Raw genomic sequence first — 15,022 nt, 5'->3', positions numbered from 1 at the left:
GCTCACTCCACGATATGGCCGATGGGACCGCGATAGGCCTTGGTGTTCGTCACCCTTCCCTTGCCCGGCGCATATACCTTGTTGAGGCGGCCGAGCAGGATGGATTCGGCGTCCGTCGGCGCGGCGTAGCCGTCGTCCGGACGGGCCAGTTTCTTCTCGTTGACCGATTTCGCGAGATAGGGCGTGACGATGACGACGAGTTCGGTTTGACCTCGGATGTACTCGCGGCTGCGGAACAGTGCGCCAAGCACCGGCAGATTGATGACGCCGGGCAGGCCGGCAAAGCCCTGTCGGGCATTGTCCTGCAGCAGGCCGGCCATGGCGAGCGAGCCGCCGGAGGGCAGTTCGACCGTGGTGTTGGCGCGCCGCGTGGTGAGGCCGCTGACGGCGATGCCGTTCGTGACGATGGAACCGACGGTGCTGGGCTCGCTGACCTCGGTGCCGATCTGCAGGCTGATGCGGCCGCTCGACAAAACGATCGGCGTGAAGGCAAGGCTGACGCCGTAATTCTTGTATTCGATAGCGATGCCGTCCTCGTTCGGGACAGGCACCGGGAACTCGCCGCCGGCGAGGAAATCCGCTTTCTCACCCGAAATTGCCGTCAGCGTCGGTTCCGCGAGTGTGCGGAGCAGGTTGTTAGACTCGAGCGCTTCAATGTTGGCAAGAAGAGCGCCAGCACCCCAGGTGTGGAGCACGCCTAGTCCATTACCGGCCGTATTCAAGCCAGATGTCGGACCGGCGATGGGTCCCGGAAGTACAGTGCCACCCCCACCGCCGAATGGAGCCGTCGGGTTGGAGCCAAACCTTACATCTGTGCCGCCCAAGCGTTGAGCGTCCAGTTGCATTCCGAATTGTTTGCCTACACTGCGCTGCATTTCAACGACGCTGACCTTGAGCAGAACCTGCTCCCGGTCTTCGATGTTGATGCCGTTGACGATCTTGCCGGTGCCGCCGATGTAATTGGCCGCGAGATCGACGGCGGTCTGGGCATCGCCGGCCGAACGTGCCGAGCCGCTCAGCATCACGGCGTCGCCAACCGGGCGCACGACGATGTTCGAGGTGGGCAGAGCGGCGCGGATGGCGGTGCGCACCGCGGTGAGATCGCGCCCCACCGAGACGGCGAAGCTGCGGATCTGCTGGCCGTCCGCATCGAAGAAGATGATGTCGGTTTCGCCGAGAGCGATGCCGATGATGTACGCCTTGTTCGACGATCGCACGACGGCATTGGCCACCTTCGGATCGGCGACCAGCACCTCGGCCGCGTTCTGCGGCAGGTCGACGACATGTGTCTTGCCGACGCCGAGCTGCAGCGCCTGCGCGGCGCCGCTGTAGGAATAGGCATAGGCGCCCTTGTCGGCGGCAAAGGCCGGCTGCGCCAGACCCAGCGCCGCGAACAGCGCCAATATCCGCGCCGCGCCCGAACGCAGCGCCGACGGGCCGGTGAAACCAGAAACGGTGCTGTTACGATGCATCGTTCTGCACTCCGTAACGGATGATGGCGGGCGGTGCAGGCGGACCCGATTCGGGCGCAGCCTCATCCTCGGTAGCGGCGGCGGATCCGGCGCGGCGCGGCACGCCGTCGCCCATATCCTCCAGCGAGCGGAGCGACAGCGACAGGGCACCCTGGCGACGGGCATCCGACAGGGTTGGCACGAGATCGGACGGCAATTCCAACGTGGCGGTGCGCACCTGTGCCGAGGATTTCTGCCCCTCGGCCGGCGCAGTGGCCTGATCGATGGCGAGCACCCGCACATTGGTGAGCACGCGCCGTGTGCGGGCCGGATCACCGGCCGTCAGCAGCACATCCACGCGATCGTTGGGCAGGATGAAACCGCCGGCCGCGGTCTCCACCGTGATTTCCGTGGCGACCGCCTGCATGCCGGAGGACAGCACCACGGACAGAACGCCACCGGCATCGCGCTTGAGGAGCTTCTGCGGGAGGATCGGTTCCGCCGGCGCGATGGCCGCGACCGCGATTCGCCCGACATAATCGGCCAGATCGTCCTGCTGGCCGGAACGGACGATGAGCCCTTCCGTGCCGTCGGCAGGCCAGGACCGCCAGGCGAAATCGTCCCGCACCGCGATCTGCCCGACGCTGATGGCGCGGGCCGCGACCAGCACTTCCGTTGCGGGGGTGACGGCCTGCGGCTGCTCCGGCGGCGGGGTGTTGTCCGGGCGGCTGACCAGCCATGCCGCGGCACCGCCTGCCAACAAGGCGACAGCCAATACCAGTATGCGGACAAGGCTCATCACGATTACCTCGGTGCGGCCCCTACAGAAGAAAGCCGGCCACTCTATTTGGGCCGATCTTCCTCAATGTATGGTTAATGCGAGGTTTAAATCGTTAAGAAACGGCGGCGGAGACGGCCTCGACGACGGCCATTTGCGGATAGAACAGCAGGGCCGCCGGAGCCAGAGCAAGACCATAGGGCACGCCCTCTTCCGGCGCATGCAGGCGGACGATCCAGGCCGGCGCGCGGGCGAAGATGGGGCAGCGGCGGAAGATTATGAGCACGAGGCCCAGGAGCCCGCCGAAGATCGCGAACCAAAGCGCCCAGGGCAGAAGCAGCGCGGGGCCGAGCCACAGCGCGATGGCACTGGCGAGCTTGGCATCACCGCCGCCGATCAGGTTCATGGCAAACAAGGCAAGGCAGATGGCGAAGATGATGAGCGCGCCGAGCATGTGCCAGCCGAATACGCTCCATGTCAGGCCCGCAAGCAGGGCCGCCGGCACGAACAGGGCCGCAACTAGGAGGTTCAGCCAGTTCGGGATCGTCATGGTGGTGAGATCGAACAGCGCCGCCGCGATCATTAGCAGCGGGAAAATCATGAGCGCGGAAAGGGCCAGACCGGACATATGGCCTCAGAGCAAAGAGAAGCCGCCCTGAAAGGGCGGCTCCCGAAATGGATAGCAGCAAGCTCGCTTATTAGCTGCCACCGCCGCTACCGCCACCGCTGCCGCTACCGCCGCTGGTGGTGCCGTTCAGGCCGTTGGCGACGTTGTTGAACGTATTCTCGATGCCGTTACCCACGAGGCCCATGGCCACGATGGCAGCAATGGCGATGAGCGCCGCGATAAGCGCGTATTCGATGGCGGTGGCGCCAGACTGGTTGTTCCTGATACGCGAAAACAGGTTCATTTTGATCTACTCCTGGAGTCTCGGGCATTCTCTTCCGAGCGCATCCCGCAGCCTCGAAAGTTCTCGCGACCATAGGCCGCCCCTGTTGCTACAATCTTAATCCGACAGCTTTGTTTCAAGATGTGGCCCAAATTTTCGCTATCCTGAACAAAGGGTTGCGATACGAATGCTTTGAAGGCCCGTGTATTAGCGGTTCCTTCACCTTCCCCGTTCATAAAGCCTAAAGCCCGATTGCAACGAGGACGAGCAGATGAATCCCGGCCGCCCCCTTCATCTCGCAGCCCTGCTCGGCCTCGCATGTCTCGCGGCGCCGATGCCTGTGCTCGCGCAGGATGCGGCGACTGACAGCGCGGCGCGCGAACCCTTGCGCCTCGTGCTCGATCGCTCGCAGGTGGTGCGCCTCCCCGAAGACGTCAGCACCCTCGTCATCGGCAATCCCGGCATCGCCGACGCCATCCTGCGGCCGCAGCCGCGCGGCCTGATGGTGGTGACGCCGAAGAGCTATGGATCGACCAACATTCTGGCGCTCGATTCCGAGGGCCAGGTGCTGCGCGATCTCGATGTGCGCGTGGAAGGGGCCGACCGCAAACTCGTCGTGGTGCAGCGTGGCATGGCGCGGGAAACCTGGGCCTGCACGCCGCGCTGCGAGCAGACCGTGACACTGGGCGACAATCCGGAATTCTTCGACAAGAATGCCGGGCAGATCGGCTCGCGCAACAATGTGGCGGCGGGCCGGTAGGCGGGATTCGAGGGCGTGATGAGGCCAATATGCGGGCCGGCCGGGCGCGGATCCCGGCTTGGCCGCCTCCCCGGCGGATTGCTGAGGCACGAAGGTGGCGCCACGGCGGTGGAATTCGCCATCATCTCCTTGCCGTTCTTCGGCCTTCTGTTCGCGATCATCCAGGTGTCGCTCATCCTGTTCCTGACACAGGGCATGCAGACCGCCGTCAACGTCGCGGCCCGCGAATTGTGGACGCGCGAAGAAGTGGCCAAAGCGCCGAATTTCGACGTCTTCCGGGAGCGGGTGTGCTCGCGCATCAACACGCTGAACTGCGATCAGATGCATCTGCAGGTCAAAGCGGTACCGCTCGATGCCGACGTCGGCACGGATTTCGACCCGCGCTGCTTCGAACCGGGAAAACCGTCTCCCGCCGGCATCTGCTACCAGACCGGCGGAGCCGGCGATTTCGTCATCGTTCGAGCGGCCTATGAATGGCCGATCGGCATCGGGGTCGCAAAGGTCAACGGCAAGACGATGCTGATCGCCACGGCCGTGTTCCGGAACGAGAGGTTCCAGTGAGCGGCGGCCAGGCATCGAGATCATCCGTCACCGGGCGCTTGCGGCGGGACCGTCGCGGCGCAAGCGCGGTGGAATTCGCGCTGATCGCACCGCTGATGCTGTTCATGCTGCTGGGCACGTTCGAGATCACACGGGCGCTGAGCGCGCGGGCCAAGCTGCACGAAATGACCGAAACGGTCTACCGCTTCACAGCCGACGCCAACGCCCAGAGCGAGCAGAACCTGAGGGACGATTACGTTCCGCCGGTCACGAGGGCTGATCTGGGCCGCTTCGTCGATCGATCCTCGGCGGTGCTGTTTCCCTTCGCACGCGACCGCTCGGTGCTGAGCGTGGTCATCCAGCGCATCGACAGGAAGGATGGCGGCGGCGCTGTGGTCTGGTCCTACGACTGGAACACGCAACAGGGCAGCCGTCCCGCCAAGCAGACATCCGACCTCGTTCCCTCCGAGGAAAGCAGGAGCCTGATCCGCGTCCAGGCCAGCTATCGGCAGAAATCCATGTTCTCGACGTTTCTGGCGATCTTCGGCTTTTCCGATCTCCGCCTTTCCAGCGAGTCCTTCGGCGTCATGCTGACGGGCAAGGCGCTCGACGCCTCGTTCTGAATTGCCGCTTGGCGGACCGGGCAATCAATGGCAGCATCATGGTTTCGTCATGTGCACCATGATGAGGTGTGATGCGAACCATTGCGCTGATCCTGCTCCTCATCCTCAGCCCGGCCGCGGGAGCATCGGCGCAGCCCACCCGTGACGACAACAATGTCGACCTCGAACTCGTGCTGGCCGTCGATGTCTCCTATTCCATGGATTTCGACGAGCTGAAGCTGCAGCGCGAGGGATATATCCAGGCCATCACCTCCAAGCCGGTGATCCAGGCGATCCAGAGCGGACTTTATGGACGCATCGCCGTCGCCTATGTGGAATGGGCGGGCATGGTGCAGCAGACCCTGCTGGTGGACTGGCAGATCATCGACAGCGCGGAGAGCGCGGAAATGTTCGCCGCCAAGCTGGCCGAGGCTCCGTCCGGCCGCGCCTTCCGCACCTCGATCTCGGCCGCGCTTGCCTTTTCGGCCGACCAATTCCGCAACAGCGGGGTCACGGGATCGCGGCGCGTCATCGATGTTTCGGGCGACGGGCCGAACAATCAGGGCATGCCGGTGACGGTCGCGCGCGATGCGGTGCTGGCGCAGAACATCGCGATCAACGGCCTGCCGCTCGTGTTGAAGACAGAGGGTCCTGTCTCCATGGATATCGTGGAGCTGGAAGCCTATTACCGCGCCTGCGTGGTGGGCGGGCCCGGCGCGTTCGTGGTGCCGGTCAATGGGGCGGAGCAGTTCCAGGAAGCGGTGCGCACGAAGCTCGTCCTCGAGATCTCGAACCTGGAGCCGCCGCCCCGCTTCATCCCCGCGCAATCGCTGCCGGTCAGCTGCGGGATCGGCGAGCGCTTGTGGGGCGAACGCTACGGCACCTACGAATACGATCTGCGCTGAGGCTTCTCAGGTGCCCCGCGGCTTGGCCCTGCGCGTGGCCTCGGCGGATTGCGGGTCCTCCGGCCAGGGGTGGCGAGGATAGCGGCCGCGCATGTCGGCCCGCACCGCCGCCCATGAACCGCGCCAGAACCCGGGCAGATCGCGCGTGACCTGAACCGGGCGCTGTGCCGGCGACAGCAATTCCAGCAGAACGGGCACCCGCCCGCCGGCCAGAGCGGGATGACGGTCGAGGCCGAACATTTCCTGCACGCGCACCGACAGCATCGGCTCGTCGCCGGAATAATCCACCGCGAGCCGCGAGCCCGACGGCACATCGATATGGGTGGGAGCCTCGGCGTCGAGCCGGCGCGCCAGATCGTAGGGAAGAAGCGCGCGGAGCGCATCGTCGAGATCGCCGGGCCCGATCTCGCCCAGCGCGCTCTTGCCGAGAAGATGCGGCGCAAGCCAGTCCGCGACGCCAGCCGAGAGGGCCTCATCACCGACATCGGGCCAGGGATCGCCTTCCGCACGGCGGAGGAAGGCCACGCGGTCTCGCCATTGGCGTGAGGCACGGCTCCATGGCAGGCGGTCGAGGCCGAGCGCGGCAATGCCCTCGGCCAGAAGGCGGGCCGTATCCTCGTCGCGTGGAACCTTCACCGGCGCGTCGGCCAGAACGAGTGCGTCGAGCCTGCGCACGGCGCGAGCCCGCACGGACGCCGAAGCGCGGTCGAAGGCGATCTCAGCGCGCGACACGATGCGATCGGCGAACAGGCGCAGAAGATCGTCGCTGTCCAAGGCGGCGGCCAGGCGGATGCGGGCCGAACCGGCGGATCCTGCAAGATCCGCAATGGCGAGGAAGGGCTCGCGCGCCAGCGCATCGGAGGCATCCACCGCAGCGCCACGCCCGTTGGCGAGACGAAACTCGCCGGGCCGACCGCGCGCCTGAGCAATGCGGTCGGGATAAGCGAGCGCCAGCAGCGGCCCGGCGCCGAGACCTTCCGTGTCGTGCGCAGGGGCAAGCCGCTCTGCGGTGCGCCCCCATTGCACGGCGAGCGAACGGCCTTCCTCGGCGCGGCGCGAACGGTCGCGCCGAAACAGGGCGCGCCGCTGGGCGATGTCGGCGCTGTCGCCGCCGAGGCCGCGCTCCACCATCAGCAGGGCGATTTCGGCCGCCTCCTCTGCCGCGCCCCGGCCAGCCGCATCGAGCAGCATCGCGGCAAGGCGCGGCGCCAGAGGCAGCGAGCGGATGTGGCGGCCACGGTCGGTGATGCGGCCGTCCCCGTCCAGCGCGCCGAGCTGGCGCAAAAGCTTGCCGGCCTCGTTGAGCGCGGGCACGGGCGGCGGATCGAGCCAGGACAGCGCGTCCGACGAAGCCACGCCCCAATTGGCGAGATCGAGCAGCAGGCCGGACAGATCGGCCGACAGGATTTCCGGCGGCTGGAAAGCGGGCAGACCGCCATTGGCCGCTTCCTCCCACATGCGGTAGCAGATGCCAGGCTCGGTACGGCCGGCGCGACCCCGGCGCTGATCGGAAGCGGCGCGGGATGCCTTTACTGTTTCCAGCCGTGTCAGACCGGTCGCGGGTTCGAACACCGGCACGCGGGCGAGGCCGCAATCGACCACGATGCGAACGCCCTCAATGGTCAGACTGGTCTCGGCGATGGAGGTGGCCAGCACAGCCTTGCGGCGTCCGGCCGGAGCGGGCTGCACCGCCTTGTCCTGCTCACGCGGATCGAGCCCGCCATGGAGCTCGACCACATCAACCGCACCGCCCAGGCGTTCGCGCAGCCGCTCGGCGGTGCGGCGGATTTCGGCCTGACCGGGCAGGAACACGAGCGCGCTGCCCTCGTCCGCCATCAGCGCGCGGCGGGTCAGATTGGCGACATCGTCTTCCAGTCGAAGGGATGGGTCGCGCCCCGCATAACGCGTTTCGACGGGGAAGGATCGCCCAAGACTCTCGATGATCGGTGCGCCGCCCAGAAGTTTCGCGACACGCGCGCCGTCGAGCGTGGCGGACATCACGAGTATTCTCAGATCGTCCCGCAGGGCCGCCTGCGCGTCGAGCGCCAGAGCGAGACCGAGATCGGCATCGAGCGAGCGCTCGTGGAATTCGTCGAACAGCACGGCCGCGACGCCGGACAGCTCCGGATCGTCGAGGATCATGCGGGTGAAGACGCCCTCGGTCACGACTTCGATGCGGGTGGCCGGCCCGATCCTGGATCCGAGCCGCACCCGCAGCCCTATCGTTTCGCCGACACGCTCATCCAGGCTGTGAGCCATGCGTTCGGCGGCCGCGCGGGCGGCGATGCGGCGCGGCTCCAGCAGGAGGATGCGACCATCGCCGCGCCATTCCGCCACCAGCAAATCGAGCGGCACGCGTGTGGTCTTGCCGGCGCCGGGGGGCGCCACGAGCACGGCCTGCGTGCCGGTCTGCAGCGCCGCCCCGAGATCGGGCAGCGCATCATCGATGGGAAGGGGGAAGGAAAAACGCGTCACCCGCCGATCAAACGCAGAGCGGCAGGGAAGGCAAGCCTCCGTCAGCCGCCGCCCACACCCCACAGCACGAAAGCGGCGATGACCAGACCCACCAGGATGAGGAGCGTGGTCGGGCCATACATGTTCCAGAACACGGCGAACCCTTCCGCGCTGGGCACAAGCGGCGGTTCCGGCGGGTGGGTCGAGGGCGCGGCAGGCACGTCGACATGATGATCGGGATGGGGAATATCGCCGGGCGCATCCGGCGGGTCCGCCATCTCGCGATCAGCATCGGTCTTGGCGTCGATACGTATGTCAGACATAGCGGCTCCCGATCCGTCACCAGATCAGGGCCAACGCGGTCTGGGGTCGGGACGTTCCCGTAACCCTTTCCGTCGGCACCAACAAAAAAGCCGGGCTAAATGCCCGGCTTTTTCAATGTGAGATGCGCTGCACTCAGTCGTCGCTGCGCACCGAGGTGGCCTGACGGCCCTTCGGCGTTTCGACGACCTGCATGGTCACGCGCTGGCCCTCGTTGAGGCCCGAAAGCTGCGAGCGCTGAACGGCGGAGATGTGAACGAACACGTCCTTGCCGCCATCACCCGTCTCAACGAAGCCCATGCCCTTCTCGACGCTGAACCATTTCACGGTTCCGCTCATCTCGGTGGACGGGCCGGTTTCCGCCGGGCCACGACGCGGAGCGCCGCCGCCGAAGCCGCCGGAACGTTCGCCGTAGCCGCCCGAACGCTCACCATAGCCACCGCCGGAGCGCTCGCCGTAACCGCCCGAACGCTCGCCATAGCCGCCGCCGGCCGGACGCCGGGGCGCCTCGGGGGTGGCGGTGCTGTCGTCTACCGACAATACGTGCGTGATCTGGCGGCCCTTCTGGCCCTGACCGACATGCACGCTGAGCGTGGCACCCGGGGGAACCGATTCGCGGCCCAAGGCCTGCAGCGCGGCGATGTGCAGAAACGCATCGCCCGAACCGTCGGAGATCTCGGCGAAGCCGTAGCCCTTCTCACCGTTGAACCATTTCACGGTGGCGTTGACAGGATCGCCGGACGGGGGAGGCGCACCCGCGCCGCCACGGCTGAAGCCGCCGCCGCTGGAGAAGCCACCGCCACCGCCGCCGCCATAACCGCCGCCGCCACCACCGTAGCCGCCGCCGCCACCGGCACCGCCCCCGTAGGAGCGCGGCGGGGGCGCGTAATCGCTCGGCGGCGAAAAGTCGTCGTCGAAGCCTCGCCGAGTCTTCGGCCTGAAATCCTTACCTCTGCCCATTATGCTTGTCCCCCGCCGTACGGGGCCCCCGTCAAACCGGCCGCGCGCGCTGCCGTCTTATTCCAATGTTTCATTCTGCCTCGCATGCGCGCTCAGCAAGCAGCCGACCCTCAAGCACAACTGGACAAGATACGGCCTACACTTCTCAGCATAACTCCAGCCGCGCCCGCGATGAAGTGGATTTTTTGCGCTGAATGACGAAAAACCAGTCGAAATTCGGCTCTTTTCGTCAGTCGAGCCGTTCGGGGGAGCCTCTCAGGCCCTTGACGGCGGATCGCCGGGCTTTCGCCTCGCGTCGGCGGCGGCGTTCCGCAAGTGAAACACGGGTGGCGATCCGGGGCCGCGGGGGCGTCGCCGCATCGCGGATCAACTCGATCAGGCGTTCGAGCGCCTCCTGGCGGTTGTGGTCCTGCGAGCGATGATTGCGGGCGGTGAGAACCAGCACGCCATCGGCGGTCATGCGGCGTCCGGCCAGGCGTTCCAGCCGCTGGCGCACACCTTCGGGAAGCGAGGGCGAACCGCGCACGTCGAAGCGCAATTGCACCGCCGTCGCCACCTTGTTGACGTTCTGTCCGCCGGGGCCGGAGGCACGGATGAAGCTTTCCTGTATCTCGGCCGGGTCGAGCCACAGACGATCGGAAACGCGGATCATGGTTCAGGCCCGGAATAGAGGTCAGCTTTCGCCGAGACGGGCGATCAGCGCCTGCGCGGCCGCCGGCGCGCGCACCTTGGCACCGCTGATGAAATAGATGAAGACCTCGCGCGCACCCGATTTCGGTGCCTTCCCGATCATGGGAAGATCTTTCGGCGCGTCGCCCTTCGACCACAGACGGGCGCGCTCGGCCCATGCGTCGAGCTCCGATGACGCATATCCCGCAGCCTCCTCCTCGCGCGTGCGTTGCAGCCTGGCGTAGATGAAGTCGGCCGTCGGATCTGCGATCTCGGGATAATCGTCGGAATGGGCGTAGACGAGCGCCACATTGCGCGGCCGCAGCACTTCCAGAAAAGCGGGATCGCGGAATGTCTCGTGGCGGACCTCAACCGCATGCCGCAGCCGGACGCCCGACGCATCCTCCGGCAGGAGGGCGAGAAAGGCCGCGAAATCATCCGGGTCGAAGCGCTTGGTGGGCGCGAACTGCCACAGGATCGGCCCGAGCTTCGGCCCCAGCCGGTCGATGCCGCTCGCCGTGAACCTCTCGATGGATTCACCCGCCTCCGCCAGCACCTTGCGGTTCGTGGTGAAACGAGGCGCCTTCAGCGAGAAGATGAAATCATCCGGAGCCTCGTCAGCCCAGCGGGCGAACGTGTCGGGAGATTGCGTGCGGTAGAAGGTGCCGTTGACCTCGATCGAGGTCGTATGGCGGGAGGCGTAGGACAATTCCTCCGCGTGCTTGAGGCCCTTCGGAAAAAACGTGCCGCGCCAAGGCTCGAAGGTCCATCCGCCAATTCCGACCCGGATGTTCATGGCCGTGCCCAGATTCCACGCAAAGCGCAGCCCTTCTGCACTGTGGTATGCAGTATACGCATGTCACACCTGCAACCTTCGTCGTTGAGGGGAACGGGCCCGTTTCACTATATTAACACTCGTAGCAACGTTTCGTTGCTGCTGCCCTCTTTGGGCGTTTCCTCCCTAGACTTGGGCCGTTCGCCTTGCGGACGGCCTCTTTCTTTTCTAGGGGCTCTTATCCGCCAATAACGGTCGATCTAAGGCGCCTGCCGCCGTTTCGTCGCCGGCCGATTTGTCGTAAGAGCGGGTGCCCACATCATCGGACACCCCCATGCCTTCGTCGCTTCTTCGCCTGACGCTTCTGGCGCTTGTCCTGTTCGCGCCCATCGCGGCGCGTGCCCAAGCGAATGCGCCCGACCCCGCCATCGAGGCCCGGATCGACGGCCTCCTGTCGCGCATGACGCTGGAGGAAAAGGTCGGCCAGCTCATCATCACGGGCGTGGACCAGGCCGACGCGCCCGAGATCGTGGCGCGCGGCGGCGCGGGTGCAACCATCGGCTTCAACACGGCTGAGATCACCGCCGATATCCAGAAAGTGGCACGCGGATCCCGGCTCGGCATTCCGCTGCTGACCGGGCTCGACGTGGTGCACGGCTTCCGCACCCTGTTCCCAATGCCGTTGGCGCAGGCCGCAAGCTTCAATCCCGACCTTGCCCGCAACATTGCCGAACTGAGCGCCCGCGAGGCCATGGCGGCCGGCGTGAACTGGACATTCTCGCCCATGATCGACATGGGCCGCGACGTACGCTGGGGCCGCATCGTCGAAGGCGCAGGCGAGGACGTGTTCCTGGCCCGTGCCTTCGCCGCCGCACAGGTCGAGGGGTTTCGCGCGGCCGGCATGGCCACCACGCTGAAGCATTTCGTGGGCTACGGCGCGGTCGCCGGCGGACGCGATTATGACGGCGCCTCAGTCCCGGCCAACGAACTGGCCGATTATCATTACCCGCCGTTCCAGGCCGGCATCGCGGCCGGCGCGGAATCCGTAATGTCGGCGCTCTCGGCGCTCAACGGCTTGCCCTCGACCGCCGATCGTTCACGGCTGACGGGCGTGCTGAAGGACAAATGGGGCTTCGGCGGCTTCGTGGTGTCGGACTGGTCCTCGATCGGCGATCTTATCCGAATGGGCGTGGCGGCCGACGGTGCGGAGGCTGCACGCAAGGCCATGCTGGCCGGCGTCGATATGGACATGATGAGCGGATATTACGCCGCCCATCTGGCGGACGAGGTGCGGGCCGAACGCATCCCCGTCTCGCGCGTGGACGAGGCCGTGCGCCGCGTGCTGCGTGTGAAGTTCCGCACCGGATTGTTCGAGCGCGCCGATCCCGACCCGGCGAAAGCCGATGACGCGGCGCTGACGCCCCAATTGCGCCAGGCCGCCCGCATCGCGGCGCGCGACAGCATGGTTCTGCTGCGCAACGAAAACGACGTCCTACCTCTCAAGGACGATGTGAAGAAGATCGCGGTGATCGGCTATCTCGCGGAGGATGCTGGCGAACAGCTCGGCCCGCACGAGGCCCGGGGCCGCGCCGACCAGGCGGTGAGCCCGCTTGCGGGGCTGCGCGAGCAGGCGCAGAAACAGGGTGCAGAGCTCAGTTTCGCGCAAGGCTGTGACCGCGCCTGCACCGACAATGCGGGGTTCCCCGATGCGGTGGCGACGGCGCGAGCGTCCGACGTGGTCATCGCCGTGCTGGGCGAGCCACGGGAATTCTCCGGCGAGGCGGCCACCCGCTCCCGGCTCGGCCTTTGGGGTCGGCAGGGCGAATTGCTCGACGCGCTGATCGCCACCGGGAAGCCGGTCGTGCTGGTCGTGATGGCGGGGCGTCCGCTGGATATCAGCCCCTATGTGGAGCGCCTCGCCTCCGTCTTGATGGCCTGGTATCCCGGCACCGAGGGCGGGCATGCCGTGGCCGACCTCGTGTTCGGCGTGGCCTCGCCGTCCGCCAGACTGCCTCTGACGTGGCCGCGCAATGCGGGGCAGGCCCCGATGTTCTACGACGCACTGGCCAGCGGGCGACCCTATGAGGCGCACAGCCGTTTCACGCTCAAATACATCGACGAGAAGCCGGGCCCGCTGTTCCCGTTCGGCTTCGGCCTGACCTACACGGCATTCGCCTATTCCGATGTGCGAGTGGACACCGCGAGCCTGGGGAGCGAGGGCACGCTGGCGGTGAGCGTGACCCTGCGTAACGAGGGAGAGCGCGAGGGCAGCGAGATCGCGCAGCTTTATGTGCGCGACGAGCTTGCGAGCCAGACCCGCCCCGGGAGCCAGCTGAAAGCATTCGAGCGGGTGACGCTGAAGCCCGGTGAGGAGCGCCGGGTCGTGCTCAAGGTGCCGGCGGCCGAACTGGGCTTCACGCTGGAGGACGGCAGCTATGTCGTGGAGCCGGGCCGCTTCCTTGTCGGCGTCGGCGGCGATGCGACGGTGGAGCTCGCTCATTCCTTCGAGGTCACGGACGGCCTGCGGCGCGCGCCGTGACATGAAAACGGCGGCCCTGAGGCCGCCGCTTCCCATTCCCGTAATGCCGGCGCCTATGGCAGGCCGGAACCACCGAACACGTTCGAGCTCGACTTCGTGCTGGTTGCGGCCACGCCGCCTTCCCGCTCCTCACGCGTCGTGTCGGAGCCGGAGGTGACGCGCAGATTGTTCTGCACGTGCGTCACTGCGGAAATGCGCTCGGCGATGTCCTCGGCGCGACGGCGTGCGTTGCGGCTGTCGACATGGCCGGTCAGTGTGACCTCGCCACCCTCGACGTTCACCTCGATCTCCGAGGCGTTGATATAGGGGTCCTCGGTCAGGCGGTCGCTGATGTCCTCACGGATGCGCTCGTCGGAGCGGCGATAGCCCTTGGGGCCGACGCCCTGATGGCGTGCATCCTCGCGACGCCGACGCTCGGCCTCCTCGTCGCCGAACCAGGACGACACCTCGTCGCTGGCGCGGTCCCAGAAGCCACGCTCTTCAGGGCGCGGTTGTGAGTAGCGAGAACGGTCCTGATCGTAGCCGCTGTCGGCGCGGCCATAGCCCGGTCGCCCGCGATGGTCGGCGTTGCGATCGGTGTAGCCATACGGATTGGCATTTTCCGGACGGCCATAGCCGAAGCTCTGGTCGCTCGAGAAATCGCGGCTGAAATCGTCGTATTGGCTGCGGCTCCAGCCGCCGCGCCCCACGGCCGACCCGCCATAGGAGCCACGGCCTGCACTGCCGCCGGCCAGGGAATCCCGGCTGCCGCCGCCATAGGCACGGTAGCCCTCCGGCCGATTGGTGGAGCCAAAGCGTTCGCCGCGATCGGAATCGCGAAGGCGGTAATTGGTTGCGCCCTCTTCGCCGTAACCGAGGCCATAATCGTCTTCGAAACGGGTATCGCGGCCATAAAAGTCACGGTCACCACCGGGGCGGCGCTCGCTGTAATCGCTGCGCTGGCGGTCGTCCTGCCATCGGGTCTTGTCACGGTCAGCCATCTGGACCTCCCTGTTGTTTCTTGAATGTTGAGGCGCGGGAAGCACCTCTTCCCGGAACGCGGGGATCCGAGGGCGGTTCCGCCCATTCCCTCGCGTACGGGGTGCGTTCAATCGTTGCGATCGGTGTCCGAGATGTGCGGATCGGAGATCCGACGCACGGTCTCAGGAGTCTCGTTGGCGACGAGATCGGACATGTCGTCGACATCGCCCTCGGCGCCCAGCTTGGCCTCGCGCAGCGCGAGTTCCTCGCCATCACCGGTGTTCTCCCAGACGTCCTTGCGGAATTCGGCGGGAGAGATATCGGCATCCGTCCGGCCGCGCTCGGTCTCTTCGGTCGCGGCGGGAATCGTCTTGGTGGCCTGCGTCATGCGTGCACCTCCTGTTGAGAGGAAAACACC

The 15,022-nt window shown here is 66.4% G+C and carries 16 protein-coding genes; 5 read left to right on the top strand and 11 right to left on the bottom strand.

Going from position 1 to position 15,022, the window contains the following annotated elements:
- Positions 1-2 precede the first annotated feature (2 nt).
- The 4 genes from ACQ6S1_RS11835 to ACQ6S1_RS11820 form a co-directional block, all read right to left on the bottom strand.
- The gene (locus ACQ6S1_RS11835) at positions 3-1,472 is read right to left on the bottom strand and encodes a type II and III secretion system protein family protein (RefSeq protein WP_445041419.1); all 1,470 of its coding nucleotides are present in this window, start codon (positions 1,470-1,472) and stop codon (positions 3-5) included.
- Positions 1,462-2,250 carry a Flp pilus assembly protein CpaB gene (cpaB, locus tag ACQ6S1_RS11830; protein WP_445041418.1) on the bottom strand — a complete coding sequence of 263 codons (789 nt, stop codon included), beginning with the start codon at positions 2,248-2,250 and terminating at the stop codon, positions 1,462-1,464. The genes ACQ6S1_RS11835 and cpaB overlap by 11 nt, the downstream gene beginning before the upstream one ends.
- A gap of 94 nt (positions 2,251-2,344) precedes the next feature.
- Positions 2,345-2,857 (bottom strand): A24 family peptidase, encoded by a 513-nt coding sequence (locus tag ACQ6S1_RS11825; RefSeq protein WP_445041417.1) that lies wholly within the window; start codon positions 2,855-2,857, stop codon positions 2,345-2,347.
- A 70-nt stretch (positions 2,858-2,927) separates the two neighbouring features.
- Positions 2,928-3,140, bottom strand: coding sequence for a Flp family type IVb pilin (locus ACQ6S1_RS11820; RefSeq protein ID WP_445041416.1), 213 nt, complete (start codon positions 3,138-3,140; stop codon positions 2,928-2,930).
- A 250-nt stretch (positions 3,141-3,390) separates the two neighbouring features.
- Between ACQ6S1_RS11820 and ACQ6S1_RS11815 the strand changes: the two genes are divergently transcribed.
- From ACQ6S1_RS11815 to ACQ6S1_RS11800, 4 genes are all read left to right on the top strand, one after another.
- Positions 3,391-3,879 (top strand): pilus assembly protein N-terminal domain-containing protein, encoded by a 489-nt coding sequence (locus ACQ6S1_RS11815; RefSeq protein WP_445041415.1) that lies wholly within the window; start codon positions 3,391-3,393, stop codon positions 3,877-3,879.
- 18 nt (positions 3,880-3,897) lie between these two features.
- The gene (locus ACQ6S1_RS11810) at positions 3,898-4,440 is read left to right on the top strand and encodes a TadE/TadG family type IV pilus assembly protein (protein ID WP_445042011.1); all 543 of its coding nucleotides are present in this window, start codon (positions 3,898-3,900) and stop codon (positions 4,438-4,440) included.
- Entirely contained in the window at positions 4,437-5,042 is a 606-nt protein-coding gene (locus ACQ6S1_RS11805) for a TadE/TadG family type IV pilus assembly protein (protein WP_445041414.1), read from the top strand. Before ACQ6S1_RS11810 ends, ACQ6S1_RS11805 begins: the two co-directional genes overlap by 4 nt.
- A gap of 71 nt (positions 5,043-5,113) precedes the next feature.
- Complete coding sequence (locus ACQ6S1_RS11800; protein ID WP_445041413.1) at positions 5,114-5,926, top strand: DUF1194 domain-containing protein; 813 nt, start codon at positions 5,114-5,116, stop codon at positions 5,924-5,926.
- Positions 5,927-5,932: 6 nt separating this feature from the next.
- Here the strand turns inward: ACQ6S1_RS11800 and hrpB are convergent, their stop codons facing one another.
- The 5 genes from hrpB to ACQ6S1_RS11775 all read right to left on the bottom strand — a co-directional run bounded on the left by hrpB (position 5,933) and on the right by ACQ6S1_RS11775 (position 11,126).
- Positions 5,933-8,401 carry an ATP-dependent helicase HrpB gene (hrpB, locus tag ACQ6S1_RS11795; protein ID WP_445041412.1) on the bottom strand — a complete coding sequence of 823 codons (2,469 nt, stop codon included), beginning with the start codon at positions 8,399-8,401 and terminating at the stop codon, positions 5,933-5,935.
- A gap of 41 nt (positions 8,402-8,442) precedes the next feature.
- The gene (locus ACQ6S1_RS11790) at positions 8,443-8,703 is read right to left on the bottom strand and encodes a hypothetical protein (RefSeq protein WP_445041411.1); all 261 of its coding nucleotides are present in this window, start codon (positions 8,701-8,703) and stop codon (positions 8,443-8,445) included.
- A gap of 133 nt (positions 8,704-8,836) precedes the next feature.
- Positions 8,837-9,661, bottom strand: coding sequence for a cold-shock protein (locus ACQ6S1_RS11785; protein WP_445041410.1), 825 nt, complete (start codon positions 9,659-9,661; stop codon positions 8,837-8,839).
- 229 nt (positions 9,662-9,890) lie between these two features.
- Positions 9,891-10,313 carry an alternative ribosome rescue aminoacyl-tRNA hydrolase ArfB gene (arfB, locus tag ACQ6S1_RS11780; protein WP_445041409.1) on the bottom strand — a complete coding sequence of 141 codons (423 nt, stop codon included), beginning with the start codon at positions 10,311-10,313 and terminating at the stop codon, positions 9,891-9,893.
- Positions 10,314-10,334: 21 nt separating this feature from the next.
- Complete coding sequence (locus ACQ6S1_RS11775) at positions 10,335-11,126, bottom strand: DUF72 domain-containing protein (RefSeq protein ID WP_445041408.1); 792 nt, start codon at positions 11,124-11,126, stop codon at positions 10,335-10,337.
- 313 nt (positions 11,127-11,439) lie between these two features.
- On the opposite strand from ACQ6S1_RS11775, the gene ACQ6S1_RS11770 reads away from it, so the two are divergent.
- On the top strand, positions 11,440-13,644 hold the full coding sequence (locus tag ACQ6S1_RS11770) for a glycoside hydrolase family 3 N-terminal domain-containing protein (RefSeq protein ID WP_445041407.1): 2,205 nt from the start codon (positions 11,440-11,442) through the stop codon (positions 13,642-13,644).
- A gap of 53 nt (positions 13,645-13,697) precedes the next feature.
- Here ACQ6S1_RS11770 and ACQ6S1_RS11765 read toward each other — a convergent pair whose 3' ends face one another.
- Together ACQ6S1_RS11765 and ACQ6S1_RS11760 are read right to left on the bottom strand one after the other, a co-directional pair.
- On the bottom strand, positions 13,698-14,624 hold the full coding sequence (locus tag ACQ6S1_RS11765; protein WP_445041406.1) for a BON domain-containing protein: 927 nt from the start codon (positions 14,622-14,624) through the stop codon (positions 13,698-13,700).
- A gap of 107 nt (positions 14,625-14,731) precedes the next feature.
- A complete protein-coding gene (locus tag ACQ6S1_RS11760; RefSeq protein WP_445041405.1) occupies positions 14,732-14,992 on the bottom strand; it encodes a hypothetical protein in 261 nt (86 codons plus the stop codon).
- Positions 14,993-15,022: the final 30 nt, after the last annotated feature.

The sequence above is a fragment of the Terrihabitans aquatilis genome (assembly GCF_052542005.1).
The sequence above is the reverse complement of the archived record's forward strand: the minus strand, read 5'-3'. Positions and strand labels throughout refer to the sequence as shown.